Here is a 24,122-nt window from a genome sequence, read left to right as displayed (position 1 = left end):
AATAAGCAATGGAGAGTCAATCATGGATATTAAAGTTGGTATAAGTTCCTGTGTTAACGGTGAAAGTGTTCGTTTTGATGGTGGGCACAAAAGTAATAAATTCGCTTCTAAAGTCCTTGCCCCGTACTTTACTTATATTCCTATTTGTCCAGAAGTTGGCAGCGGTATGTCTGTACCAAGACCAACGATACGTTTAATCACAAATGAAGAAAGAATAGCCCTTGTTGATTCAAAAGACGCGTCTCTAGACTACACAGATTCAATGATCGAGTTCTCTCAAAAAACCGTCGATCGTCTAAAAGAAACTGAGATGTGTGGCTACATCGTATGTGCTAATTCTCCAAGCTGCGGTATGGAGCGAGTTAAGGTATATAGCAAAAATAATGCAAAAAAAAATGGCGTCGGTCTTTATACTCAAATTTTGATGAAAGAAATGCCGTGGCTGCCAGTAGAGGAAGATGGACGACTGACTGATCCCGTCCTTAAAGAAAACTTCATTACTCGCGTATTTTGTTTAAATGATCTATATAAATCTATGGATGGAGAGCCTACAGCAGGGAAAATCATTGCCTTCCATTCTCGTTATAAATATACCCTGATGTCACACTCCACCGTTGGATACAAAAACTTAGGTAAATTGGTTGCGAAAGTAGCGGAATATGACATAAATGAGTTCTTTGCTATTTATCGTACACAGTTAATGCAGACAATGGCGATCCGCGCTTCTCGCAAGAACAACACGAATGTATTAATGCATCTTCAGGGGTATTTCAAAAAAGAACTTGAATCACCACAAAAACAAGAGCTTGCTCAAATAATCCAAGATTACAATCAAGGGTTATTACCTTTGCTTTCACCAATTACCTTAATTAAGCACCATTTAGGTATTCATTCCAATGAATATTTAGCAAAACAATCTTTCCTTAATCCATACCCTCAAGAATTGAGATTACGCTATGGATTATAAACCAACCATGCAATGCGTTTGGTTTCGTACTGATTTAAGATTGGCGGATAACCCAGCGTTATCTGCCGCTCTTGCTAATCAAGCGCCTACAGTCGCCATCTTTGTTGCCAGTGAATCTCAATGGCAACAACACAATAAAGCATCAATTCAAATCGATCTGATAAAGAGGCGTTTGCTTGAACTTAAAAAAGAGCTGCACACACTAAATATTCCATTATTAGTGTTATCTTGTCCTTGGTTCAAAGATATACCACTACAGCTTCGAATATTGTGTAAAGATCTTGGTATATCACATCTATTTGCCAATAAAGAATATGAAGCAGATGAATTAAGCAGAGATGCCGATGTTGCAGCACAACTATCTGATGTTCAATGTGCTTTTTACGGCGCAAAATGTGCTGTAGAAGTTGGAAAACTATTGAATAAAACCCACCAGCCCTACAAGGTTTTTACACCCTTTAAAAAAGCGTGGAGAGAGTACTTTTATCAACACTTTCCAACCATTGAAAAAGTGACCGCTTCAGTTGAACTATCGAGTCCGCAACTCGACTCACTGAAAAGTTATAATGCACACGAATTTACCAACTCTATCAGTAATGAAAGTAAAGTATGGCCTGTATCAAATAAAACAATAGTTAATACCATGCGTCAATTTTGTCGTGAAAAATCACAACAATATAATGACCAACGAGATTACCCAGCAATTGAAGGGACAAGTCAACTTTCTCCTTATCTGGCTATTGGTGCAATTTCAGCAAAGCAATGTATTTTACGATTACACCTAGAAGCGAATAATCAACTAACTCAGGGACAAGAGATCTGGCTTGATGAATTAATATGGCGAGAGTTCTACACTCATCTACTTTACTTTTATCCATTGTTGTCTAAAAACCACGCTTTTTTGAGTTTTGACAAATACATTCAATGGAATAACGACAGCGATAAGTTTGAGCAATGGTGCAAAGGCGAAACTGGGTTTCCTATTGTGGATGCAGCAATGAAGCAACTCAACAATACCGGTTGGATGCATAATCGCCTGCGAATGATCACTGCCAGTTTTTTAGTCAAAGACTTACACATTGATTGGCGTTGGGGCGAGCAGTACTTTATGTCAAAACTTATTGATGGTGACTTTGCATCAAATAATGGAGGTTGGCAATGGTGCGCATCTGTGGGCTGTGACAGTACACCTTACTTCCGCATATTTAACCCCACAACACAAAGCGAACGGTTTGATAATAATGGGGTTTTTATTAAACATTGGCTACCAGAGTTAACGGAACTAACAGGAAAGCTATTGCATCAACCCAATAACAAGCCGCTATTAAAACCGGATAATTATGTAGAGCCTATTATTGAGCATGCAGTACAACGATTAAAGACATTAGATATCTATAAGCAAGCCAAAGCTCAGGATATTGCAAGTTAGCCATAGCAAGTATTATGATGGTCTCATCTGTTATAAAGAGTTGTATTAATTGATGTCTAAATCACTACCGTTAGTTCTTGCTGGGCCTATTATTAGAAAATCGAGTGCGACTGAAGTCAACTTATGGCTAACGACTTCAGAACGCCTCGAAGGTCATGCCCTAATTCAATGGGCAGATAACTCACTTGAGTTTATGATCACAGATAAACAATGCATTCAAATCGGTCACCATGCTTGGGTATATCTACTGCAATGCCAAGCGGAGTTTCCGGTAAATCAAGCGGTCGAATACGATATAATCACTCAACATGGCACATTATCTGGTTTGTTACCTAATACGCTTTATTCTAATGAATCTCTCTTTTCATTCATCATTAAAGAGAAAGCTGATTATGTCTTACATGGTTCATGCCGTAATCCTCATTATCCTAGCAAAGACAGCTTAGTCATCGCCAATCAACAATTGAAAACACAAACTCTTGAAGAGAGAGCTTCACTATTAATGATGAGTGGTGACCAAATCTATGCAGATGATGTCGCAGGACCGATGTTAATGGCGATTCAGCAAATCATTCCTCAATTAGAGTTATTTGAAGAATCGCTTCCTGATAAAGCTATCCCAACAGATACTTCGCTTTACGCCCATCAACATAACCTTTACCAGCGTGATAAAATTTTGCCGCACTATGTTGATAATACTAATTTTCTCTCGCGATGGAATCTATATAAGTCTCGTCCCATTTTTAGCTCCAGTGAGCACGAAAATCATCTAATCACTTGTGCCGAATTCTTTGTCATGTATTTATTAGTTTGGTCGCCTGCATTATGGGAATGTATAGATCTGCCTACATCACTTCCTGACCCTGATAATAAATTAGATAAAAAATGGCACGCTTGCTGGAAAACAGAAAAAGCTGTTATTGACCAATTTGTGCAAGAGTTAAATGACGTCCAGCAACTGTTTGCGCATATACCGACTTACATGATCTTTGATGATCATGACATCACTGATGATTGGAATTTAACCATTGGCTGGGAGAATGCCGTTAATGGGCATCCACTCGCAGCACAAGTCATTGGAAATGGCTTAATGGGCTACTTTCTGTATCAAGGCTGGGGAAATAACCCTGAGCAGTTTGATGACGAATTTTTAGATAGCTTCCGTCAACTCTTTAGCGACTATACTCATGAAAAACATACACAACTTATCAGGCAGTTAACTCGATTTGAACAGTGGCATGACTCTATCCATACAACGCCTAAAATCGTGGTATTAGACACTCGAACTCGTCGTTGGCGTTCTGAATCGAATACCAATAAGCCTTCTGGTTTGATGGATTGGGAGGCAATGCTTGATTTTCAGCATGAACTTATTGGTCAAGAAGCGATCATCATCGTCTCTGCTGCGCCTATTTTTGGGGTTAAATTTATTGAAGCTCTGCAAAAAACAATGACTATGTTAGGACAACCATTAGTGATTGATGCAGAAAATTGGATGGCTCATCCAGGTTCAGCAAATACATTATTGAGTATTCTTACTCACCCTAAAACACCACAAAACTTTGTAATTCTGTCTGGTGATGTGCATTACTCTTTCGCCTATGACATTAAATTGCGTCACAGCAAATCTAGCCCAGAGATCTATCAAATTACTTGTAGTGGGTTTAAAAACGAGTTTCCTAATGCCTTACTTCGTTTTTGTGATTTTATGGACAGAGTGCTCTATAGCCCACACTCTCCGTTAAACTGGTTTACAAAGCGTAAGAATTTATTAGTCACCAAACGAGATCCATCGGTCACAAATAACGATAAACTAATTAATAAAAGCTCAATTGGGGAATTAAGGTTGGATGAAAAAGGCAAGCCGGAACAGATTTCGATTTTAACCGCAGAAGGAGAATCTATTTCCTTCTTGCCTAGATCAAGTGATTAAATCACTTTGTACTATTAAAAATAGTAAGAACTGAAAACATTAATCGTTGAGGGTAGTGTCAGAACCACTCTCAACCTCTATTGAGTTATGGAAGTATAGACCCGTTTCAATTGCGTCTAGCCACTCTAATTCCACCTCTTCATGATACCTAGTTTTATCAAGGTAGTCTGCACTCATATTAATATCCTTATGTGAGTTCCAAGAGCCCGATTATACGAGTCTTGAATTGCAATACTGTGACAGATATACAAAATCCTATTCAAATCGCACCACTACAAATGGTAATGATTATTATTAAGATTGAATTATCTCTCATTTTATCCTACTCTATAGGACTGTTCTCTACTGAATCTCTATTATGAAATCCACGATTTTATTTTCTCTTGCTTCTGTTCTTTTGTTGTCAGGTTGCAGTCAACAAATTCAATCGACATCAACACCTTTCCAAGCTATCACCAGTTTCTATGATTATCAATTACTATCACCAACAGGCTTGCCTTTATCTCTTTCAACCTTACCTAATGAGATAATAAAAGCTGATGTTATTCTGGTTGGTGAGTGGCACACTCATGCCGCTATCCATCGTTTTCAAACCGATTTATTTAAAGAACTCTCTGCAACAAACCCTAAATTAGCGTTATCTATGGAGCAGTTCAGCCGTAATAAACAAACCGTTGTTGATGATTATTTGTCAGGAAAAATTGGCGAACAAACGTTAATGTCTGACGCTAACGCATGGCCTAATTATGAAAGCGATTATCGTCCATTAGTTGAAATAGCAAAGGCTGAAGGACGTGATGTGATCGCTGCAAACGCCCCAAAGCAAATCGTAAAATGCATTGGCCAACAAGGCATTAGTTATGTAGATAAACTCGATATTGATGAAAAGTCATGGTTAGCTAAAAACATCGATCTTTCTGACTCCCCTTATAAGTCAAAATTCTTAGCTTCTATGCACCACGGCGATGAAGAACAAACTCAGAAACAATTTGCAGCTCAAATGACGTGGGATGCCACGATGGCAGAAAGCATTGTTAATTACTTAACGCTACATCCTAAAGCGCAAGTCATGCATATTGCAGGAAAGTTTCATATTGAAAATGGCCTAGGAACAGCAGCACAAATACTAGAATTAAACCCAAAGCTTAATGTCGTAGTTATCTCCCCAATAGAAAAAGCTTCTAATGAAGACTCTGGCTATCAATTAGAGGTTTTAGCTCCACCAAAACGCTTTGTGAAACAAGAAAACATGATGAAAGCCTATAAAGCGATTAAAAATCGTAACAATGAGCTTGTATGTAAATGATTAAAGAATAAGAAATAAAAAACCACTCACTTCGACGAGGGAATAAAGTGAGTGGTTTTGGTTTAGCGGCATGTTTCATTTCAAGGTTTTTACTTATTTTCGGATAACAAGTACAACTTCACCTACTTGTATACCCCATTTATAAATTTCGGTTTGATTAATAACAACACTATCTGAGATTAGATAAATCCAATCATCAAATTCAACTTCATATTCTGAATCATCTACCTTTAATATCATCGAGTATTTCCAGTTAAGGGCATTCCCTGCACTTTTCCCATAAGCTGTATCAAGAATATCGCTGGCAGTTCCTGTGTACGAGTTATCACCTAAATCTTGAATCACCCACGTTCGTTCTTGCTCTTCACCGTCATTAAATAGAAATTGTTCGTCTAAGGTTAATGTATCCGCCTTCCAGTTAGCCTGAAGATCAACGGTAAACGTTCTTATCACAGTGCCATTAAAGTCCTTTACTATCCCTTCGGCTTTTAAATCACCTTGAAAAAAGGCCTTCATTGAGAATTCAGGCGTTGTCTCTGCATAATCATTAATGTCTTGAGAAGAGCAACCGACTAATAGAATACTAAAAACAAATAGGACTATCTTTTTCATTATCTATCTCCTATCAATTCAAGACGTAAATCTGGATAAGTGGTTTTTTCTGAGACCCAAATATCAAGAAAAAGCTGAGAAAAGTCTTTATTCGCTATTTTTCCAATAGGTTTATCATTTAGAAAAAACTGATTATTCCCTATCTCATCAATGCTAAAAACCAATTTATCTTCAGGTTTCACATCAGGAAATACTTGTTCTAATTCAACCAACCAAGAATCTAAATCAGGGTGTTTAATTGATTGCTCTTCCCACTGATCTTTAGTCGCTTTAATTAAGTTTTCTTTTGTTATATTACGGTAATATTCAATCTCAAGTGCTTGTGGATATTGACCATAGATAAACTGGCCTGAAGTAGTAAACAGCTGCGCTTCATACACTGAGATTAAGAACCATGACAGCTCTGATTTACCGCTACTTTGTAAGCCTTGTAATGGAGCGGCTGCCACACTATTTATTGTTAATAGGCTTATTACTATGGTGAGTATACTCATCAATCTTCTCATGACCCTTCCCCTCATTATTTATTCTTGCTCTTAAACGCTTTTGAATAATAATAAATACGGGTAGATTGACTACCCAGATCACTCCAATTGAAAATAAAGTGATTTGATATGAATATGAGAAATCAACAGCGCCTAATCGATGACCAGCTAAATAGTTTAGTGGGCCTGCAATCGCACCAAGCAAAGCAATAAATCCAAGATTGAAACGAGATAGCCATCCTAAGCTGTGATTAATAGCAAAACCAAAATGACACCATAATAAAATAAGCCACACTGGTATTAATGCATCATTCGGAAATTGATACACGCCGGTAAATGATAATAATACATCCCCCGACACACCTAACATCGAAATTAAAATGAGTAAATAAAAGTCTATTTTTCGTGTTGGAGATACCAAAAGATGAAGCAATATTGAAACGAGTAAAAAAGGAATCGCTTGCTGTTGATAAAGGATCACAGAAAACCACACCAATTGAAACCAAATAGCATTAATAAGTGGGAAATAACGTGACATTGAAGCCTCCTACAATACCAACCTAAATAAGTACTTGTTTGCTGACTTATCTAGATTAGTATAATGCAAATAATAATCGACTAGCACACTCCATGTTGTGGTTTTGCAGCCACTAAATGTACAGTACTTATCTTGCGTTCTAAAAAGCCACCTTCGCAGTAACAAAGGTAGAACTGCCATAAACGAATAAAATCATCGCCATAACCCATTTGTTTTAAATCACTGTTTGCATCATCAAAACGTTCATACCAATGACGTAATGTTTTTGCGTAATCTAAACCAATATCATGTAGAGAAGTAATCACCATATCGGTATTTTGTGCCACTTTATTTGCCATAACACTAACAGATGGTAAGCACCCCCCAGGAAAGATATAACGCTGAATAAAATCGACACTTTTACGATATTGATTATAACGTTGATCTGCAATCGTAATGGCTTGAATTAACATTTTACCTTCAGGCTTTAGATGACTGCTACATACGTCAAAGAAAGTGCTTAGGTATTCGTGTCCTACTGCTTCAATCATTTCTATCGAAACTAATTTGTCGTATTGACCTTCAAGGGTACGATAGTCTTGCTTTAGAAGCGTAATTCGGTCTTCTAGACCTAAGGCTTTTACCCTTTGTTCTGCAAATTCATATTGAGCATCAGAAATTGTCGTAGTGGTAACATTGACCCCATAATGCTGTGCAGCGTAAATAGCCAAAGCTCCCCACCCTGTACCAATTTCAAGTAAGGTTTCACCTTCTTTGAGTTCAAGTCGTTCACAGATGGTTTTTAATTTAAATAACTGAGCTTCTTCCAAATTTGCATCTGCATTAGGATAAATAGCACTTGAATACAGCATCTCTTTATCCAGAAACGTTTTGTACATTTCATTGCCGAGATCATAATGCGCTAAGATGTTCTTTTTAGAACCTTCTTTGGTGTTTTTATTGCGCTTGTGGTTGATTAAATCAAAAAATTGAACCAGTTTACTAAAGCTATTTTCTACTCTATCAAGTACGCCTTCTTCACGGCCTAACACTTGAATAACCTTTGTTAAATTTGGACTTGTCCACCAACCTGCGACATAGGCCTCACTCGCACCAATGCCACCACCAAATAAAATTTTTCGATACGCTTCGGTGTTATTGATCTCGACTACTGCTTTCAGAGAGGCTAATGGGTCTCCCAAAACCACTTGTCCAAATTCATCGTTTATTGTTAGTGACGCTTGAGTCATTTTTCCTAAATAATCCAATAACACTTTACGCGCCATGCCATCAATCCATCGCATTGACTTATGATTTTTCTTATCGATTAGCACTGACTCTTTCAATGCTGTTCTCTCTATTTGATTACTAGCCATTGCTCTCTCCTTATTGCTCTGGGTGTGGCACAAACGGGATTCGTTTTATGAATAATTTCAATGCTTGCCAATAAATACCCCATACTATTTTTACGGTCATGACGGGAATAGAGATCACTTGTTCACGTATATTTTTTGAATTAAATTCTTTTCGAGTCATAGCGATCGTTGCATCAAAGACTTTTTCTTGATCTTCATCTAAGCCACGGTTTTCTAGGTGTAGCGATAATCGCTTGCTTGGCGCTTTAATAAACCAATGATATTTCATATTCAGATCCAAAAAGGGCGATACATGAAAGGTTTTATCAATGATTTGCTCAGTGCCAATTTTTATTAAGTAATAGTGAGTTTGATTCCACGGCGTATTACTCACTTCAGCCAATAAATCCGTCAATTCATCTTGTTGGTTATAACAGTAATAAAAATTAATTGGGCTAAAATAAAGCCCAAAACAACGAACCTGTCCAACGAAGAGCACTCGACCTTGGCTGTTATTTCCACCCAATTCACTCACTTTATTCCACACCGATTTTTTTAAAGATTCATCCTGATTGCCAAGATAATCAGAACGTCGAAAACTTAGGGGAGCAAAACGCCCTTTTTTGAACCACCCCACCTGTTCTGTTTTTTCTAATTCATCCAAATCTAAGGCGACAAAGAACATCTGATAACTAAAGCTATGTGCTTTCGTTTGAAATCGTCTGTGTCTTACGTCGCCATAATATAGACAGGAATTGATCATAAGCTAATACCAAAACGCTGGCATACATCTAGCGCACTTTTTACGCCATCTTCATGGAAACCGTTATACCAATACGCACCAGCAAAGTGGGTATGGTGTCGACCACAGATTTCTTCTCGACGAGCTTGCGCCTCTATGGTGTCAGTATTAAATACCGGATGATCGTATTTGTACGAACCTAATATTTTATCTTTATGAATCAATGGTGAGTTGTTTAAGGTGACACAAAATGTTGTTTCTTTAGTTTCTAATCCTTGGAGAATATTCATGTTATAAGTCACACTAGATGGATTATTTTTATTCCCCGTATCTAAATGATAATTCCAAGCCGCCCATGCACGTTTTTGTATTGGCAATAAGCTCTCATCAGTATGCATAACCACTTCATTTTCTTGATAAGTGAGTTTACTTAGCACTATTTTTTCAGCGGTTGTAATATCACTTAACATTGCTAATGACTGATCGCTGTGACAAGCCAATACCACTTCATCAAAGTCATGTTTATCTTCACCATTTATCTCTAACGTCACCCCTCTAGAGTTTCGAGTTACACTCGTTACAGGACTATTTAAATGAATTTTGTCTTTAAACGTCGCAATCAGAGGTTTAATGTATGAATGAGAACCATTAGGGACCACATACCATTGAGGTCTATTAGCAATATCTAACAAACCATGATTATGGAAAAAGCGAATGAAAAAGTGCAATGGAAAAGCTTTCATATCTTGTAAGCTAGATGACCAAATAGCCGCACCCATCGGTAAAATATAGTGCTCAGAAAAATAGCTACTATATTCATTACGGTATAAGAAATCACCTAATGTGCCATCGATATCAAGATCCATATGGTCATCACTGTAATCGACACTCCACAGCTCTTTACATTGTTTATTAAAGCGTAAAATCTCACTAATTAAAGACAAAAACTTAGTATTGAATAAGTTTGAGCGTTGAGCAAAAAGCGTATTTAAATTATGGCCATTATACTCAAGACCAGAAATGACATTTTTTACACTAAAACTCATTTCTGTTTCTTGCCCAGACAAACCAAGTTGAGTTAATAACTCAATGAAGTTTGGGTAAGTTCGATCATTAAACACAATAAACCCAGTATCAATATCCCATTCTTTTCCTTCTGCCTTTACTCGTTTTGTTGCGGTATGCCCACCAATATAATCATTGGCTTCAAATACTGTCACATCATGCTCTCGTGATAATAGGTGAGCACACACCAATCCTGAAATACCTGTACCAACTATTGCAATTTTTTTCATTATCGTTTCATCCTTAAAGCGAGCCAGTGCCAAATACGATCTGGGAGACTTCCCATTAAAATTAAGAAACTCGTAAATGGAAATGGAAAATGAATGTGTTTTTTATTTTTATCTATACCAGTAATTATATGCTCTGCTGCTTTATCAACGTCGATTAACATTGGCATAGGAAAATCGTTTTTATTTGTTAGTGGCGTTTTAACAAAACCTGGCGCAATGACACTAATCGTAAATTGCTCTGGTGATATATCTAATTGAAGCGATTTTGCCAAGTAATGGATTGCCGCTTTACTTGCTCCATACGCTTCTGCCCGTTGAAATGGAACATAAGAAGCACTTGACCCCATGAACGCTAAGTGACCGCCCTGCTTCATTTTTGGTATTAACGCTTGTAAACAATACCCAATTGAAATTACATTAGTTGTGATCACTCGCTCAAATAATACAGCGTCAAACTGAGTCGCATCATCGATGTATTCGCACGTTCCCGCATTGAGGATTACGGTATCTAGCATTTCAATCGTAGAAAGTACGTCGAGGATTGAGTTGCTGTCATCAAGATCAAAAACGACCTCAATTAAACTTCCGTTGCCTTTCGCGCTGGTTAAGTATTCTGAATCAACATACCCAGAAAAATTACGACCACACGCATAAACCCGATACCCTTGTTTAAGGTATTTGTTTGTTAAAGAGAGACCGATGCCCGACGTTGCGCCTGTAATTAATATTGTTTTCATGACTGCATTCTCTTTTTAATCAGCTTCACGGCTGAACCAAGAACTGGTAAATGCTCATACAGCATCTGCCCCATGTCTAAGTAATCTCTGTGGTAATACACTCTTTCATTAAATTTAATATGTGAAGAGCCATCAACAGAAATACTTTTCCCTTTACCTATTTTAGGATGGCTATATTCCATCGTCCAAAAAAGACTGGCTTCATTATTATTCTCAATAACATGATGGATATGAAACTGACAATTTAAAATATTCTCGTATAAGTGCTCAAAATACTCAGTAAGCATAGGAAGACCATCGATCTGATGTACAGCATCAATAAATTGAATATCATTGGAATAGATTTCAGGAAGGCGATGAAGGGTTGAGCGATCTAATTCACTATAAAGTGATATAAATGTAGTAACAAAATTAGAGTGCTTCATGATGATATGTCCTTATTAAACTTATGAAATACTACGTGGTAGTATTCAAAAAAGATCACATCCTGTGATCTTTTTAATAAAAGGAAATTAGCGTTAGCTCAACTTACTTACCTATATGTATATATTAGTACAATAAGTTACCTATCGGATTAAATAATTTACTTATTCCTTGGGTAAAATGCAGTGGCGCATTTTGCACTGTGTAACATAAACACCCATCAGTGGTTTTAGGGCTATGCGCATGCGAAGAATCTAGCCAAATAAAATCACCTTTATGGTAATGTCCTGATTCATCTTCAAAGCTACCATCTAACAATAAGGTTAACTCAAAACCTTTATGGGTATGCGTTGGGATCACACCACCGGCATTGATGTGCAGTAAGTTGGATCGTGTCGCTCCCTCTTCTATTAAACGAGCACGACTGACCGCTCCCATTTGATTCCATTTCATATCAACATAACGAGTCAGTACACGAGGTAATTCATAATGAAAAGAATCAATAAAAATATGTTCTGCTGATGACTCTTTCAAATAGCTAGTTTCAACCTCGGTATTTAATATACCGTTAAGCATTTGAGAAAAATCAATCGATTCCCCTTCTACTGGTTCTTGCCACGCTTTAGCTGCAAACTCTTGGGTTAATTGTTCTGATTTACGCTTACAATGTTCACACAAATCACAATGTAGCGTCATACCAACAGCAAGAGATTCAGGTAAATCACCATCAATATGAGAACGTAATAAAGCATCGCTAGGATGGTGGGTAATTTTATTCATGCTCATACTCCTGTCTTAATTTGGTTAATGCTAAACGCAGCCGTGATTTAATCGTCCCGATTGGTTCACTAAGCTGCTCTGAAAGCTCTTGTTGAGTCAAACCTTGTTGATAAATCCCTTCAACAACTACTCGTTGATTACTGGGTAGTACACTAACTGCTTTTTTCAATCTTTTAGTTTCAAGCCAATCTAGCTCTATAGTTTCAACTTGTTTATCAAATAATGGCCATAATTCATCACTGACCGTATCTTCTTTATTTGATTGTATTTTACGCAACATATCAAAACTATGGTTACGCATGACCGTAAATATCCAACCAGATGCACTGCCTTTGTTCTGATTAAACAGTGTGGCTTTTCGCCAAACAAGAGTCATGGTCTCTTGGACTAAATCCATCGCTAATGTTGGATCATTAAATTTCTTTAATCCATACGCTCTAATTTTTGGTGCAAACCAAGAAAACAGCTCGGAAAATGCCTGTTTATCTTGAGATAAAGCGACCTCTTGTAACCAAGCGTCTAATCTTGCTTTATCTTCTTCATCTGATTGTGTCGGTATTGGGTTCACCTGATTGCTAACCTCTACATAATGAGTTTGCATAATCATCTCCAAAGTTTTTATACTTTGTTCTACGATAATGCTAAGAAATTGGATCACTATTTATAATATAACATTGCATTTATTTTAAATATTATTGATTTCAATATATTTATCACAGTATCGAAAATAAAACTTGATGAAGAGTAGCCAAAGAAAAGTTGATAATAGAAACATAAACCACATTTCAAAAAGCGATAAATATTCTTGACTAAAAAGATATGTGTTGGCTTAATCGACTATTAACTCATAAGGCTTTAATCGTGTTTAAATATTTAATTTTTATATTGTTTCTCTCATTTAATGCAAGTGCAGGAGATGCCAAGTTAGGGAAACTAAAAGCACCAAGTTGTGTATTTTGTCATGGGCAAACAGGAGAAGCGGTTAACGCTAGTTATCCAAATCTAAATATGCAAAATGAAACATATTTATATTCTTCAATGAAATCTTACCAAAATGACGAGCGAAAGGGCCCTCTAGCTCAAATGATGAAGGCCCAGTTACAGCGACTTAATGATCAAGACTTAAAAGACATTGCCGCGTTTTATGACAGCTCATCTAATATCGAAAATAAATAGTCTATTTCATCAACCGTGTTGTAATGCATAAATCCAATACGTACAACACCACCGCTCTCTTCCAACTCAAGTTGTCTAATTAAGCCCAGCGCATAAAAATGCCCATTCCAAACACACACCTGTTTTAATCCTAGCTCTTTGGCTACTTGCTCTGGTGTATGACCCTTCAAGCGAATAGCAAACGTTGGTGTTCTACGTTCACAATGTTCAGGATCACTTATCCCAAATAACGAAATCCAAGATCGGCTTTCAACCTTATTCAAAAAATAATGTGTTAACACTAATTCATGTTGTTGATATTGAGTGAAACTAGTCACCAGCCTTTCTCTCAAACTTTCCCCTTTAGGTCCCCATTGAGCTAGGTATTCAATTGCGGCACTTACTCCAGCTAGCCCTTCAAAACTCTGCGTTCCTGTTTCAAAACGTCCTGGGCCAATATTCGTTGCAGGTTCCACTTTGTAAGGAGAAAGTGATTCTAAATAGAGTGGTGATACATATGCGATCCCAACATGAGGCCCAAAGAATTTATACGCAGAACATACTAAGAAATCACACTCTAGAGTTTGAACATCAACCAAATGATGAGGAGCATAATGAACAGCATCAACATAAATCATGGCACCAAAATGGTGAGCAGCTGCTACCATAGAATCAACATCAACAAGAGAGCCCGTTGTATTCGACGCATACGTTGTCGCCACAAGTACCGTTCTATCGGACAGTAAAGAATAAAAATGTTCCATATCCAAAGTACAGTCAGCAGAATTAACACGAACCTGATGAACGATAACTCCTTTATCTTCAGCTGCCTGTTGCCAGCTTGATACATTCGAGTAATGATCCAATGCTGTAACAATGATCTCATCACCCGCCTTCCAATCTCGACTGATCGCTCGGCTTAATTGAAAAGTCAGGGAGGTCATGTTTGCCCCAAATACAATATTATTACTGCTTGGTGCATTCAATAAAGCAGCACAAGCAGTTCGAGCATTATCCATAACTGCATTTGTCTTCTGGCTCGAAAAAAAATGACCGCCTAGATTAGAGTTCGAATAACCTAAATATTCTGTCATTGCCGTTAGCACTGATGTGGGAACTTGAGAGCCTCCCGGACCATCTAAAAATAAAACGGGATGACTCTCGATTGTTTGAGACAACGCTGGAAATTGAGGACGTACGTTATCAGGCGTGAAAGTCATTAGCTTTATCCTTTGCTGTTAATACAAATACATCCATATGCCCTTCATGCGCGTGGTCAATCAAACGTATTGGTTTTCCGTTGTGCCATAGTTTTCTGTCATCAACCATGGCGACCTCTCCATCTTCCAGAATCTTTCTAAAAAATGGTTCTTCATTAGAGTCTTTATAAACAAGCAGTTCCCCCCCCTCGATATTAGAACGATCAATACCAATCAAAGCGATATGATCAAACCCATCTTGATGAACCCCCTCTGGCGCTATTTGTGTTTCTTCATAAATGGCAGAGATACGCATTTGATGTATCTCAATCTCCTGACCATTAGGAAGATGATTTAGGTCCATAAAGACTTGGCACATTTCCGCCATGCCTTCGCTGTGTAAAATATGCGCTTCAATCGCTTCAAATTCGCGAACAATATCTCCTTGAAAATGATTAATATCTTCACTCTGAACAAAGTTATGTTTGTTGGTTTCAACCACCCTTTCATTAACAACACAAATGACTGAGTAACGACGTAATCGAAAGTTACCATCGGCGTGAGTGGTTTTAGGTAAACCTGTAAATGAGGGTGCGAGCTGATGAACAGCGGCATGACTTAATTGTGTCAGCTGTAATGTTGTATCGTGAGAATGAATCATATTGCCTCCTGCATAATAAGATTAACATTTAATTTACATATTTATTATTTATTATTTATTATTTATGCAAAAATGCTAATAAATCAAATAAAGCAGTTCTTTTATTCATTCATTTTTAAATATTCGACAGATAACTCTATTCCAGTATTGTAAGTAGGTACTAAATTCTAGTTATCTTTTTTAATATACTTCAAAACTAGAATTCTTCACTAAAATAAACATATACCATTGATTATTAATCAGTAGTTCTACTTCTCACTCGTTTATTCCATAATAAAACAAAAACCATAATGAACGTTATCGTTAAATAAAACACTCCTAAAGAGTATTGATTTGTTACCAAACTTTTGACGAGATAACCACCAAATACACCGGCAAGGCCCATTTGAATAGATCCTGATAACGCTGAAATCGTCCCTACTTTTTTAGTATGCGGAGCAAGTAATAAGTTAATAGACAGTGGGAATGTAATACCTTGAGCAACGGCTAATAAGGTAAACGCAAATACTAAAGAAAACAATGAGGTATCAAAACTTATCAGCCATAAGCCGGATAAGGTCATAATACCAAGGGCAATGCCAATTAAAATATCAACAGAACACCGCTTATTTAAGCTATTAAGAATAAAACTGCCTATCATTAAACCCGCAGAAGGAATTATCATTACTTGACCATACTCGGCCGTCGTTAAACCTAATCCCTCTTGAAGCAAAAAAGGCAATAAGGAAACAGACACAAGGCTACCTAAATAACTAACCCAATTTAAACTTGCACTAGAAATTACCTGAGCGTTAGAAAAGAGTGAACCATAATCACGTAATGTTTGAGTAAAGCTAAACTTTTGAGGTTTATAGGGGAGTGTTTCAGGAAGAATAAAGTACCCAACGGTTAAAATACAGCTTAGGTATATCAATACAAAACCAAACACCCACTGCCAGCTAAAATGCCAAGCAATCCAGCCGCCCATAACAGGTGCAAGAATCGGCAAAATAGAGGCGGTAATGGAAATATAAGACATTGCCTTTGTTAAATGATGCCCACTGTAGCTATCTCTTAATACACTTCGACCTAAGACTGATGCGCTACCCGCCCCTAGACCTTGCAGTAAACGCCCTAACACTAAAGCAGTAAAGTTATCTGTCATTGAAAAGCACAAGAGAGTACCTAACAAATAAATCCCCTGCCCTAAAATAAAGATTGGTCGCCTACCTAATGCATCAGATAGAGGTCCATAGAACAACTGAGATCCACCAAAGCCAACCAAAAATAGCGTAACAAGTAACTGAACATCTGCAGGGGAAACTCCAAGATCTTGGCTAATTAAAGGCAATGACGGTAGATAAATGCTCACACCAACTTGCCCCGTTGCAATAATCATCATTGCAAGAAGTAACGGTGTTTTATTTAAGCGGCCAGTAGGCAGCGTTGAGGTATTATTTTTATTCATTTAATCAGTTTACATTCAATCGATATGATTGATAATAGCTATCATAGGAATCAAATTAAGTCCCAAGAGGAACTAATCATGGATTGGATTGAAAGTGTTAGAAGTTATATTAAAGTTGTTGAGGAAGGCAGCTTTAATGCCGCGGCTTTAGTACTAAATACATCAGGCTCAGCCATCAGTAAACGCATAAATTGGCTTGAAGAACGAGTTGGAGTGCAGCTATTAACTCGAACCACTCGTTCAGTACACCAGACCGATGCGGGTATTTTGTTTTATCAACGAGCACGCTTGCAGCTTGATCAATGGCAACACCTTGTCGATGAAACTCGCGCAATTAACCAAACCCCTACGGGGTTATTAAAAATAGGCGCTACCCTTGCTGTTGGTTCTAAATTTATCATTCAATATTTAGACGAATTTTTGGTTACTTACCCTAAAATTAAGGTTCAATTAATTACTACATTACCGGGACAAGTTCCTGAAAGTAATATTGATGTTTTTATTAGCCGTGAATTAGAGCAATTAAATACATTTAGCTATAAATCTACGCCACTTTTTGAGCACCATTCTGGTTTTTTTGCCTCTAAGGAATACATTGAAAAAAAAGGAATGCCAGCTAACCTTAATGATCTCAAGCGCCACAATATGCTTATATGGGGTGAACGTCCTGTTAGAGAAGTAAAATTATCAAACGGAAAACGCATTACTTTACGTGGTAACTTTGCTACCACGAATCCAGAGGCGTTGTTTCATGCAGCTAAACGAGGCATGGGTATATTACTCACAAGTAAACAAATGCTGAGGGATGATATTCAATCAGGAAATCTCGTCGCTGTACTTCCCGAATTTACAACCGATCACACCTTGGTTAATGCTTATTATCCGACATTAGATTACGAACACACACGAACGCAGCTTTTTATTAAGTATCTAAAGAGTAAACTAAGTTGACGTGTGTAACACTATTAACAAGTTTCATATTATGAACGAACATTTATATTGATTTTAACCTTAATATTCGTACTCTGTTTTGATTATCTCTTTAAACTAAATAGACACAAATGAATACTGCAATTTTATGGGCTTTTATCCCTACCTTTTTCTTCGTTTCTGTTACTCCAGGCATGTGTATGACATTCGCACTTAGCTTAGGTATGAGCATTGGTTACAAACGTACACTCTGGATGATGATGGGAGAATTAGTTGGCGTTGCTGTTGTCGCGGTAGCTGCTGTCTTAGGCGTTGCTGCTATTATGCTAAATTATCCATGGCTCTTTACTATATTTAAAGCCCTTGGCGCAAGTTACCTTGCTTATATTGGGATTCAAATGTGGCGTTCAAGAGGCAAGTTAGCCATGAGCTCCGAACAAACAGACGCCCCTAAGGGTAAAGACTGGGATTTAGTGGTACAAGGTTTTGTCACTGCAATAGCAAACCCTAAAGGCTGGGCTTTCATGGTTTCATTACTTCCTCCGTTCATTGATGGAAGTAACCCAATTGGACCGCAGTTAGTTGCTCTTGTATCTATTATTTTAGTCTGTGAATTTTTATGTATGACACTCTATGCTGCTGGCGGTAAAGGCCTTAAGCGCGCATTAGGGCATTCAAATAATGTAAAAATAATGAACCGTATTTCAGGCAGCTTAATGATTGGCGTTGCGATTTGGTTATTTGTAGGGTGAGAAAGTCGCTTTATAGCATATAGATAAGGCGATTCTGCATGAGGGTCGCTTAATTTAGAATTTGAAAGAAAGGAAAAACTACTATTACTTTGTAATACATCAAGACTGATAAAGCAGCGAATGAACAAAAGGCATAATGGTTTAAATCAACAGCAGAAAAGAGAAGTTTAGATCATGTGAAAATCAACTTCTCATTACTTCTGCTAGCATATCCAGTTCTTCATCAGTAAGCAGTGCATTTTCTGATTTAGTTTTAGCTGCTGCTTTTTCCTCTAACTTTTTAGCGATCGCATATTGAAGGCTTCGCAGTTGGTATACCGTGAGTTCGTTTAACTCACTCTTTAATGTATCTGTGCTAATCATAAAAAATTCCATGTATATTACGTTTCACATTAACAGTGTGAATAATAGTTCTCTTTTTCCTACACTTTGTCAGACAAATGTCAAAGCTAAAAGTTGCAAAAATAAGTTATACTAACCGCATTGTTGTTTAATGGAGAAAACAAATGCGCATTCAAGTAGATACCCATACTCATACCTATGCTAGCGGTCACGCTTACAGTACCATCAGTGAAAACGCTTTTTCAGCCTCTCTGCTTGGCTTGCCAATGTTTTGCACGACAGACCATGCTTCTCTGATGCCTGGCGCCCCTCATTACTGGTTTTTTAGCAACCAACGCGTTCTTCCTCGCTTTCTTCATGGTGTAGCTATTATCAGAGGCTGCGAAGTAAACATTCGCAATATAGAGGGCGATATTGATATTCCACCTTCCGTTGACCAAAACCTCGATTGGGTTATCGCAAGCTTCCATGAACCTGTTTTTTCTCCTACAAATAAGCTAGTACACACCCAGGCATTAATCAAGATTATAAAATCAGGTAGAGTTGATGCCTTAGGTCACTTGGGCAACCCAAACTTTGATTTTGACTTTAAAGAGGTAATTCAGTGTGCTGCCGATCATAATGTAGCGATTGAAATTAATAACACGTCTCTTAAAGGGGGAAGTCGAATAGGAAGTATTGATCGTTGTTATGAAATAGCAAAAACAGCAAAAGAATTAGGCGCTTTTATCACGACAGGCAGTGATGCGCACTTTTGTGAGGATATTGGTAAGTTTGAGAAAGTAGAACAGCTTATTGATGCCGTTAACTTCCCATTAGATAAAATTATTACTCATACACCTAAGCAATTTTTAAGCTTTCTTGCTTTGCGTGGGCGAGCGCCGATTACAGAATTTGAAGCACTAACGCAATAGTTCTAAACCGATATATAAAAATGGAAGGCTATCACTAACCTTCCATTCTAACTCTTTTATTGCGATTCTAATCGCCTCAAATTAGATAAGTATTTAACCCAGCCCTTCGTCTCATTAGAGGCGAATATATCATTGGCTTTTTTCGCATTAATCAACCCTTCTTCTAAGCGATCCAGCTTGTAATACGCTTTTACCTTCGCCAATAACACAGCTTGTTTTTTCTTAGGATCCTTCACTTTATTTAACGATCTCAAAGCCGCTTCAAAGTGCTTTTGCTGCAAAAGTAATTGAGATTCTTGCCAGTAATAACGAGACGATATTTTTGCGGCTTTACTCCAGAATTGAATAGATTTATCCCACTCTTTCGCATTTTGCCAATGCACGGCTTGCTCTACCAATAAATCAACATCAGTATTTGCCGTTGATAAGCGTCCTAATGTCTGTGCAGCTTTTTCTGGAATACCTTGTTTTGCGTATAGCTGAGCCAACAATTTAATGTCTTGTTCAGGAAGAGATAATTTGTTGATATCCGCTAACACTAATACATTCAATGCTTGCTTGGTTTGACCTAACTGCAAGTGAGCCGTAACTAATTGACGCCACCACGTTAATTTCTCAGGCTGTAGTACAATCAGGCGCTCTAAAGTAGGAATAACTTGCTTCCATTGCTTAAGTTGAACTTGCGCACCAAACTTCAAAGACAATGGCGTCAATTCATCTGGTTTTCGGTACGATTCATATCGACCAATCGCTTTAAGGGTTGGTATAAACTCTGAGCTCTGATAATGGATCTGAGCGATCCTAAGCCATAACTCATCCCCTTTTTCACTCTTTGGTACCGTTTTAACCAATTGATAATAATGGGGTAGCGCTGCTTTATACTTTTGCTCCATTAAGAGGATATCGGCTAACATTTTCCGGGTTGTCCACGCTTGCTTATCCTGTAATTGACCACTCGAAACCGCATAATCAAGCTGTTTAATCGCTTGTGATTTTTGATTATTCTGCCAATAAAACACACCCAACATTCGAGCTACGAATGCTTTATCATAGGCTTTTGATGTATCAACATCCGCAAGAACATCAATGGCTTCACTCAATTTTTCATTTTGCTGAAGGTTTTGTGCCCTTTGTACTTTTGTAGCGGTATATCGGCTCAATTCCGCCGCAATCACACCATTGCAAAACAAGGTAAAAAGAGCCATTAGTACGATATTTTTTATCATTTGGCTAATTTAAACTCCAGTCTAACGGTTTGATTCTGCTGAACAATTGCTTTTCCTTCTACCAATTTAGGTTGGTACTTCCATTGTTTTAGTGCCCGAACCGCATCACGATCAAATATTCGTTTTGGCTCCGCTCCTTTGACTTCGATATCAAAAGGTTCGCCTGTTTCATCAATAGAAAAAGACATAATAACGTAGCCTTCAAGTTTACGTTTTAATGCTCTACTCGGGTATCGTGGTTCTACGCGATACAATGGCATTGCCTGTTGGTTCGTCGTAAAACTTCCAAACGACGTTGGAGCGCTTATTTTTAATCCGTTAATCGCCGTATCTAAACCAGCCGAAGACATTGGCGTTACAGGCATCACCGAAGACATCTCTGATTGCGACTGAGATACTTTCGTTTCTGGTGGTAATTCTGGCGGTTTAGGCTGTTCAGGAACAGAACGCTGACGACGTTGAAGCTCACTTTCAGGTTCAACCATCATCATTGTAAAGCTTAGATTTTCGCTGGCTTCTGGTTTTCCTTGGTTACCATTGTCGACCATCCATGCCATCATTGAAAATAAGGCAATACTGATAGCTACAGCTATAGGTAACGCCATTAGTAACCTAAACACTATCGCTTCTCCGCTGCCAATGCTATTTGCTTCACGCCCGCCCCTTTTGCCGCATCCATCACTTTAACTACCGTACCGTTATACGCATGCTCATCCGCTTGGATCACAAGTGAGGCATCAGGTTGCTCTAATAACAGATGCTCTAACGTCGCTTGTACACGCTCTACATCTACTATTCGTTTATCGATGTAAATATCATTTGATGCATCAATGCCAACAAAGATGCCTGCGTCTTTCTGGCTTGTTACATTGGATGCTTGAGGCCGATTCACTTCAACCCCTGATTCACGTACAAACGAACTCGTCACAATGAAAAAAATCAGCATGATAAAGACAATATCCAGCATTGACGTTAAATCAATTTGAGCTTCTTCTGTTTTTGTATCGCGTCTTCCGAGTCTCATGTTGGACTCCTTAATGATTTTTCTAACTTCAATTCACGTAAACGACACGTCTTTGCTAAACGTGCATGAACAAACAATCCAGCAAGAGCAGCAACCATACCCGCCATCGTTGGTAGCGTAGCCAGTGAGATGCCTGAGGCCATAAGTTTCGGTTGGCTACTGCCTAATGTTGCCATCACATCAAAAACAGAGATCATTCCAGTCACGGTACCTAATAATCCTAACATTGGACAAATTGATACTAACCATTTGATTAGGTTTAAGTTCTGATTTAATTCTATGTGGGCCTGATTTAACCAACTGTCACGAATCGCATGGGCATACCAAGATTCATGTTCACTGCGTTGATGCCATAGTGTTATCCATTCTTGACGGCGTTTTGGAAAATAAAAACCAAGATATATCACGCGCTCAACAACAAATAACCAACATACAACGACAACCCCTGCCAGCCACCACAAAATATGACCACCTTGTGCCATAAATTGCAGTAATGTATCAAGCCAATTAGATAGCCATGATATTGCCATTAGATGTTACTTCCTACCGTTGTTTTCACTGTCGACTGCGGTTGCTTTTCTGCCTGTATTGCGACTAAACCAATGCCTTGTTTCTCTAGAATACTACGTATATTCTCAGCTTGAGTGCTTAAAATATTATGAGCAAACAACAACGGCATTGCAGCAACCAAACCAAGAACGGTGGTGACCAATGCCATCGAGATCCCTCCTGCCATCACTTTTGGATCTCCATTCCCAAACTGAGTGATCACTTGGAATGTTTCAATCATGCCAGTAACTGTACCTAACAAACCAAGCATTGGCGCAAGGGCTGCAAGTAATTTCAGCATTGAAAGCCCTTTTTCTAACCCTTGTTGCTCATCAACAATCGCTTCTAATAAACGCAATTCTAATGACTCAACACTACGGTGTTTTTCTTCATCGTAAACAGATAATACTCGGCCTAACGGGTTGTCTGTTGGATCTTCTGGATTCTTCAACTGCGTTTTTATTTGTTGTTGGATAATTGCTAATTTAACACCTCTGAAAATCGCAATAACCAACCCTAACGTTAATAACGCAAGAATGATTTTTCCGACAACACCGCCAGCTTGAAGTCTTTCAAACAAGGTTGGTGTTAATGCCAGTTGGTCTATCATGAAACCACGCGATGGATCGACAACCATCGTTTCCATACCACCACTTGCAAGGTCAGACAGTGAACTCAAACTTGGGCCATTATCTGGCTGCTTAACATAATAAGTCGCGTCTTTACGTGTACCATTCCAATTCAAGTAGCCTTGATCGGCAATTAACCCTATAGCTCCTAAGCGGTACGACGCTTGTGAAGCGCTTTGACCTTCACCATCAATCACATTGGTATTATTTTTTTTCAGTTCACCACTGGCTTGAATTTGTTCATCCATGCTCATCCACAATTCAGTTAACTGCGGCAAAGTTGGTAACGTTTTCGCCGATACGATGGTGTTTACCGCTTGTGAGTATTGAAGATTATCCGCACCGGTAACACTGGTTTGATTTTCGCTTTTCAAATCTTTCGCTGCTTGACGAACAACACCAAACAATTCACCTAAACTGCCAGTATCTAAGCGCAGTTTCTCTTCTCGTTTTGCTAATAGCCCTTCATTTTCACTGAAGGTTTTCGTCAATGCATTAATCTTTTTTTGAACTTGGCGTTTACGTTCTGCAAGTTCTTTTTTCTGTTGTAGATACGTTTGTTCTGTTTGCTTAAACCCCGATTCTCGCTGCGCATCATGCGACTTTTGTGCTTTATTTTGAGCTTGTGCACTGCTTGCTAAATCACCTTGAGCTGCAACTGAAAAAGAAAGACTTAATAAGCAAACATTAAGAAGTGTGGATACGTAATTCAT

The 24,122-nt window shown here is 38.1% G+C and carries 28 protein-coding genes; 8 read left to right on the top strand and 20 right to left on the bottom strand.

What is annotated here, in order from left to right:
* Nucleotides 1-22 precede the first annotated feature (22 nt).
* Genes AC2IP4_RS18325 through AC2IP4_RS18315 form a run of 3 tightly spaced genes read left to right on the top strand, consistent with a single transcriptional unit; the run spans nucleotide 23 to nucleotide 4,329 of the window.
* The gene (locus AC2IP4_RS18325; RefSeq protein WP_375320757.1) at nucleotides 23-967 is read left to right on the top strand and encodes a YbgA family protein; all 945 of its coding nucleotides are present in this window, start codon (nucleotides 23-25) and stop codon (nucleotides 965-967) included.
* The gene (gene phrB / locus AC2IP4_RS18320; protein WP_486310822.1) at nucleotides 957-2,396 is read left to right on the top strand and encodes a deoxyribodipyrimidine photo-lyase; all 1,440 of its coding nucleotides are present in this window, start codon (nucleotides 957-959) and stop codon (nucleotides 2,394-2,396) included. Before AC2IP4_RS18325 ends, phrB begins: the two co-directional genes overlap by 11 nt.
* Nucleotides 2,397-2,448: 52 nt before the next feature.
* Nucleotides 2,449-4,329 carry an alkaline phosphatase D family protein gene (locus AC2IP4_RS18315; protein WP_486310821.1) on the top strand — a complete coding sequence of 627 codons (1,881 nt, stop codon included), beginning with the start codon at nucleotides 2,449-2,451 and terminating at the stop codon, nucleotides 4,327-4,329.
* A gap of 39 nt (nucleotides 4,330-4,368) precedes the next feature.
* Here the strand turns inward: AC2IP4_RS18315 and AC2IP4_RS18310 are convergent, their stop codons facing one another.
* Nucleotides 4,369-4,506: a hypothetical protein gene (locus AC2IP4_RS18310; RefSeq protein ID WP_375320760.1), complete on the bottom strand. Its 138-nt coding sequence runs from the start codon at nucleotides 4,504-4,506 to the stop codon at nucleotides 4,369-4,371.
* A 181-nt stretch (nucleotides 4,507-4,687) separates the two neighbouring features.
* On the opposite strand from AC2IP4_RS18310, the gene AC2IP4_RS18305 reads away from it, so the two are divergent.
* A complete protein-coding gene (locus AC2IP4_RS18305) occupies nucleotides 4,688-5,635 on the top strand; it encodes a ChaN family lipoprotein (protein WP_375320761.1) in 948 nt (315 codons plus the stop codon).
* Nucleotides 5,636-5,728: 93 nt separating this feature from the next.
* Here AC2IP4_RS18305 and AC2IP4_RS18300 read toward each other — a convergent pair whose 3' ends face one another.
* From AC2IP4_RS18300 to AC2IP4_RS18255, 10 genes are all read right to left on the bottom strand, one after another.
* Nucleotides 5,729-6,247, bottom strand: a complete 519-nt coding sequence (locus AC2IP4_RS18300; protein WP_375320762.1) for a DUF3833 domain-containing protein — start codon at nucleotides 6,245-6,247, stop codon at nucleotides 5,729-5,731.
* Nucleotides 6,247-6,741, bottom strand: coding sequence for a chalcone isomerase family protein (locus AC2IP4_RS18295; RefSeq protein WP_375320763.1), 495 nt, complete (start codon nucleotides 6,739-6,741; stop codon nucleotides 6,247-6,249). Before AC2IP4_RS18295 ends, AC2IP4_RS18300 begins: the two co-directional genes overlap by 1 nt.
* Nucleotides 6,698-7,270 carry a DUF2878 domain-containing protein gene (locus AC2IP4_RS18290; RefSeq protein WP_375320764.1) on the bottom strand — a complete coding sequence of 191 codons (573 nt, stop codon included), beginning with the start codon at nucleotides 7,268-7,270 and terminating at the stop codon, nucleotides 6,698-6,700. The genes AC2IP4_RS18295 and AC2IP4_RS18290 overlap by 44 nt, the downstream gene beginning before the upstream one ends.
* Nucleotides 7,271-7,350: 80 nt before the next feature.
* Nucleotides 7,351-8,625, bottom strand: coding sequence for a class I SAM-dependent methyltransferase (locus AC2IP4_RS18285; RefSeq protein WP_375320765.1), 1,275 nt, complete (start codon nucleotides 8,623-8,625; stop codon nucleotides 7,351-7,353).
* A gap of 10 nt (nucleotides 8,626-8,635) precedes the next feature.
* Nucleotides 8,636-9,367, bottom strand: coding sequence for a DUF1365 domain-containing protein (locus AC2IP4_RS18280; RefSeq protein ID WP_375320766.1), 732 nt, complete (start codon nucleotides 9,365-9,367; stop codon nucleotides 8,636-8,638).
* Complete coding sequence (locus AC2IP4_RS18275; protein WP_486310820.1) at nucleotides 9,364-10,641, bottom strand: NAD(P)/FAD-dependent oxidoreductase; 1,278 nt, start codon at nucleotides 10,639-10,641, stop codon at nucleotides 9,364-9,366. The genes AC2IP4_RS18280 and AC2IP4_RS18275 overlap by 4 nt, the downstream gene beginning before the upstream one ends.
* The gene (locus AC2IP4_RS18270; RefSeq protein WP_486307386.1) at nucleotides 10,641-11,378 is read right to left on the bottom strand and encodes an SDR family NAD(P)-dependent oxidoreductase; all 738 of its coding nucleotides are present in this window, start codon (nucleotides 11,376-11,378) and stop codon (nucleotides 10,641-10,643) included. The genes AC2IP4_RS18275 and AC2IP4_RS18270 overlap by 1 nt, the downstream gene beginning before the upstream one ends.
* Nucleotides 11,375-11,803 (bottom strand): nuclear transport factor 2 family protein, encoded by a 429-nt coding sequence (locus tag AC2IP4_RS18265; RefSeq protein WP_486310819.1) that lies wholly within the window; start codon nucleotides 11,801-11,803, stop codon nucleotides 11,375-11,377. Before AC2IP4_RS18265 ends, AC2IP4_RS18270 begins: the two co-directional genes overlap by 4 nt.
* 124 nt (nucleotides 11,804-11,927) lie before the next feature.
* Nucleotides 11,928-12,581 carry a ChrR family anti-sigma-E factor gene (locus AC2IP4_RS18260; protein ID WP_486310818.1) on the bottom strand — a complete coding sequence of 218 codons (654 nt, stop codon included), beginning with the start codon at nucleotides 12,579-12,581 and terminating at the stop codon, nucleotides 11,928-11,930.
* Entirely contained in the window at nucleotides 12,574-13,182 is a 609-nt protein-coding gene (locus AC2IP4_RS18255) for a sigma-70 family RNA polymerase sigma factor (protein WP_375320771.1), read from the bottom strand. Before AC2IP4_RS18255 ends, AC2IP4_RS18260 begins: the two co-directional genes overlap by 8 nt.
* 218 nt (nucleotides 13,183-13,400) lie before the next feature.
* On the opposite strand from AC2IP4_RS18255, the gene AC2IP4_RS18250 reads away from it, so the two are divergent.
* Nucleotides 13,401-13,757 (top strand): c-type cytochrome, encoded by a 357-nt coding sequence (locus AC2IP4_RS18250; protein ID WP_375320772.1) that lies wholly within the window; start codon nucleotides 13,401-13,403, stop codon nucleotides 13,755-13,757.
* Here the strand turns inward: AC2IP4_RS18250 and AC2IP4_RS18245 are convergent.
* From AC2IP4_RS18245 to AC2IP4_RS18235, 3 genes are all read right to left on the bottom strand, one after another.
* Nucleotides 13,724-14,956 carry a cysteine desulfurase-like protein gene (locus AC2IP4_RS18245; protein WP_375320773.1) on the bottom strand — a complete coding sequence of 411 codons (1,233 nt, stop codon included), beginning with the start codon at nucleotides 14,954-14,956 and terminating at the stop codon, nucleotides 13,724-13,726. The two genes, AC2IP4_RS18250 and AC2IP4_RS18245, sit on opposite strands and share 34 nt — an antisense overlap.
* Nucleotides 14,940-15,596 (bottom strand): 2OG-Fe dioxygenase family protein, encoded by a 657-nt coding sequence (locus AC2IP4_RS18240; protein WP_375320774.1) that lies wholly within the window; start codon nucleotides 15,594-15,596, stop codon nucleotides 14,940-14,942. Before AC2IP4_RS18240 ends, AC2IP4_RS18245 begins: the two co-directional genes overlap by 17 nt.
* A gap of 235 nt (nucleotides 15,597-15,831) precedes the next feature.
* On the bottom strand, nucleotides 15,832-17,019 hold the full coding sequence (locus AC2IP4_RS18235) for a multidrug effflux MFS transporter (protein ID WP_375320831.1): 1,188 nt from the start codon (nucleotides 17,017-17,019) through the stop codon (nucleotides 15,832-15,834).
* A gap of 102 nt (nucleotides 17,020-17,121) precedes the next feature.
* On the opposite strand from AC2IP4_RS18235, the gene AC2IP4_RS18230 reads away from it, so the two are divergent.
* Nucleotides 17,122-17,994, top strand: a complete 873-nt coding sequence (locus AC2IP4_RS18230; RefSeq protein WP_105055800.1) for a LysR family transcriptional regulator — start codon at nucleotides 17,122-17,124, stop codon at nucleotides 17,992-17,994.
* A 110-nt stretch (nucleotides 17,995-18,104) separates the two neighbouring features.
* On the top strand, nucleotides 18,105-18,725 hold the full coding sequence (locus AC2IP4_RS18225; protein ID WP_375320775.1) for a LysE family translocator: 621 nt from the start codon (nucleotides 18,105-18,107) through the stop codon (nucleotides 18,723-18,725).
* A 183-nt stretch (nucleotides 18,726-18,908) separates the two neighbouring features.
* Here the strand turns inward: AC2IP4_RS18225 and AC2IP4_RS18220 are convergent, their stop codons facing one another.
* Nucleotides 18,909-19,088 (bottom strand): hypothetical protein, encoded by a 180-nt coding sequence (locus AC2IP4_RS18220; RefSeq protein ID WP_375320776.1) that lies wholly within the window; start codon nucleotides 19,086-19,088, stop codon nucleotides 18,909-18,911.
* Between the two features lie 143 nt (nucleotides 19,089-19,231).
* Between AC2IP4_RS18220 and AC2IP4_RS18215 the strand changes: the two genes are divergently transcribed.
* The gene (locus AC2IP4_RS18215; RefSeq protein ID WP_375320777.1) at nucleotides 19,232-19,981 is read left to right on the top strand and encodes a phosphatase; all 750 of its coding nucleotides are present in this window, start codon (nucleotides 19,232-19,234) and stop codon (nucleotides 19,979-19,981) included.
* A 56-nt stretch (nucleotides 19,982-20,037) separates the two neighbouring features.
* On the opposite strand, the gene AC2IP4_RS18210 is transcribed toward AC2IP4_RS18215, so the two are convergent.
* From AC2IP4_RS18210 to AC2IP4_RS18190, 5 genes are read right to left on the bottom strand one after another with little or no spacing between them, the layout of a single operon-like run.
* A complete protein-coding gene (locus tag AC2IP4_RS18210; RefSeq protein ID WP_375320778.1) occupies nucleotides 20,038-21,207 on the bottom strand; it encodes a tetratricopeptide repeat protein in 1,170 nt (389 codons plus the stop codon).
* The gene (locus AC2IP4_RS18205; protein WP_375320779.1) at nucleotides 21,204-21,827 is read right to left on the bottom strand and encodes an energy transducer TonB; all 624 of its coding nucleotides are present in this window, start codon (nucleotides 21,825-21,827) and stop codon (nucleotides 21,204-21,206) included. Before AC2IP4_RS18205 ends, AC2IP4_RS18210 begins: the two co-directional genes overlap by 4 nt.
* A complete protein-coding gene (locus AC2IP4_RS18200; RefSeq protein ID WP_375320780.1) occupies nucleotides 21,827-22,231 on the bottom strand; it encodes an ExbD/TolR family protein in 405 nt (134 codons plus the stop codon). The genes AC2IP4_RS18205 and AC2IP4_RS18200 overlap by 1 nt, the downstream gene beginning before the upstream one ends.
* Entirely contained in the window at nucleotides 22,228-22,761 is a 534-nt protein-coding gene (locus tag AC2IP4_RS18195) for a MotA/TolQ/ExbB proton channel family protein (protein ID WP_375320781.1), read from the bottom strand. Before AC2IP4_RS18195 ends, AC2IP4_RS18200 begins: the two co-directional genes overlap by 4 nt.
* On the bottom strand, nucleotides 22,761-24,122 hold the full coding sequence (locus tag AC2IP4_RS18190; RefSeq protein ID WP_486310817.1) for a MotA/TolQ/ExbB proton channel family protein: 1,362 nt from the start codon (nucleotides 24,120-24,122) through the stop codon (nucleotides 22,761-22,763). Before AC2IP4_RS18190 ends, AC2IP4_RS18195 begins: the two co-directional genes overlap by 1 nt.

Source organism: Aliivibrio thorii (genome assembly GCF_057368585.1).
This window is presented reverse-complemented; position numbering and strand designations above follow the sequence as displayed.

What these genes read in the sequence shown, in the direction of transcription:
- AC2IP4_RS18285 (WP_375320765.1), bottom strand. Translation starts at nt 8,625, where the DNA reads ATGGCTAGTAATCAAATAGAGAGAACAGCATTGAAAGAGTCAGTGCTA.
- AC2IP4_RS18325 (WP_375320757.1), top strand. Translation starts at nt 23, where the DNA reads ATGGATATTAAAGTTGGTATAAGTTCCTGTGTTAACGGTGAAAGTGTT.
- AC2IP4_RS18260 (WP_486310818.1), bottom strand. Translation starts at nt 12,581, where the DNA reads ATGAATAAAATTACCCACCATCCTAGCGATGCTTTATTACGTTCTCAT.
- AC2IP4_RS18230 (WP_105055800.1), top strand. Translation starts at nt 17,122, where the DNA reads ATGGATTGGATTGAAAGTGTTAGAAGTTATATTAAAGTTGTTGAGGAA.
- AC2IP4_RS18210 (WP_375320778.1), bottom strand. Translation starts at nt 21,207, where the DNA reads ATGATAAAAAATATCGTACTAATGGCTCTTTTTACCTTGTTTTGCAAT.
- phrB (WP_486310822.1), top strand. Translation starts at nt 957, where the DNA reads ATGGATTATAAACCAACCATGCAATGCGTTTGGTTTCGTACTGATTTA.
- AC2IP4_RS18220 (WP_375320776.1), bottom strand. Translation starts at nt 19,088, where the DNA reads ATGATTAGCACAGATACATTAAAGAGTGAGTTAAACGAACTCACGGTA.
- AC2IP4_RS18310 (WP_375320760.1), bottom strand. Translation starts at nt 4,506, where the DNA reads ATGAGTGCAGACTACCTTGATAAAACTAGGTATCATGAAGAGGTGGAA.
- AC2IP4_RS18295 (WP_375320763.1), bottom strand. Translation starts at nt 6,741, where the DNA reads ATGAGTATACTCACCATAGTAATAAGCCTATTAACAATAAATAGTGTG.
- AC2IP4_RS18195 (WP_375320781.1), bottom strand. Translation starts at nt 22,761, where the DNA reads ATGGCAATATCATGGCTATCTAATTGGCTTGATACATTACTGCAATTT.
- AC2IP4_RS18300 (WP_375320762.1), bottom strand. Translation starts at nt 6,247, where the DNA reads ATGAAAAAGATAGTCCTATTTGTTTTTAGTATTCTATTAGTCGGTTGC.
- AC2IP4_RS18190 (WP_486310817.1), bottom strand. Translation starts at nt 24,122, where the DNA reads ATGAATTACGTATCCACACTTCTTAATGTTTGCTTATTAAGTCTTTCT.
- AC2IP4_RS18280 (WP_375320766.1), bottom strand. Translation starts at nt 9,367, where the DNA reads ATGATCAATTCCTGTCTATATTATGGCGACGTAAGACACAGACGATTT.
- AC2IP4_RS18215 (WP_375320777.1), top strand. Translation starts at nt 19,232, where the DNA reads ATGCGCATTCAAGTAGATACCCATACTCATACCTATGCTAGCGGTCAC.
- AC2IP4_RS18255 (WP_375320771.1), bottom strand. Translation starts at nt 13,182, where the DNA reads ATGCAAACTCATTATGTAGAGGTTAGCAATCAGGTGAACCCAATACCG.
- AC2IP4_RS18200 (WP_375320780.1), bottom strand. Translation starts at nt 22,231, where the DNA reads ATGAGACTCGGAAGACGCGATACAAAAACAGAAGAAGCTCAAATTGAT.
- AC2IP4_RS18245 (WP_375320773.1), bottom strand. Translation starts at nt 14,956, where the DNA reads ATGACTTTCACGCCTGATAACGTACGTCCTCAATTTCCAGCGTTGTCT.
- AC2IP4_RS18305 (WP_375320761.1), top strand. Translation starts at nt 4,688, where the DNA reads ATGAAATCCACGATTTTATTTTCTCTTGCTTCTGTTCTTTTGTTGTCA.
- AC2IP4_RS18315 (WP_486310821.1), top strand. Translation starts at nt 2,449, where the DNA reads ATGTCTAAATCACTACCGTTAGTTCTTGCTGGGCCTATTATTAGAAAA.
- AC2IP4_RS18225 (WP_375320775.1), top strand. Translation starts at nt 18,105, where the DNA reads ATGAATACTGCAATTTTATGGGCTTTTATCCCTACCTTTTTCTTCGTT.
- AC2IP4_RS18275 (WP_486310820.1), bottom strand. Translation starts at nt 10,641, where the DNA reads ATGAAAAAAATTGCAATAGTTGGTACAGGTATTTCAGGATTGGTGTGT.
- AC2IP4_RS18240 (WP_375320774.1), bottom strand. Translation starts at nt 15,596, where the DNA reads ATGATTCATTCTCACGATACAACATTACAGCTGACACAATTAAGTCAT.
- AC2IP4_RS18265 (WP_486310819.1), bottom strand. Translation starts at nt 11,803, where the DNA reads ATGAAGCACTCTAATTTTGTTACTACATTTATATCACTTTATAGTGAA.
- AC2IP4_RS18250 (WP_375320772.1), top strand. Translation starts at nt 13,401, where the DNA reads ATGTGTTGGCTTAATCGACTATTAACTCATAAGGCTTTAATCGTGTTT.
- AC2IP4_RS18290 (WP_375320764.1), bottom strand. Translation starts at nt 7,270, where the DNA reads ATGTCACGTTATTTCCCACTTATTAATGCTATTTGGTTTCAATTGGTG.
- AC2IP4_RS18270 (WP_486307386.1), bottom strand. Translation starts at nt 11,378, where the DNA reads ATGAAAACAATATTAATTACAGGCGCAACGTCGGGCATCGGTCTCTCT.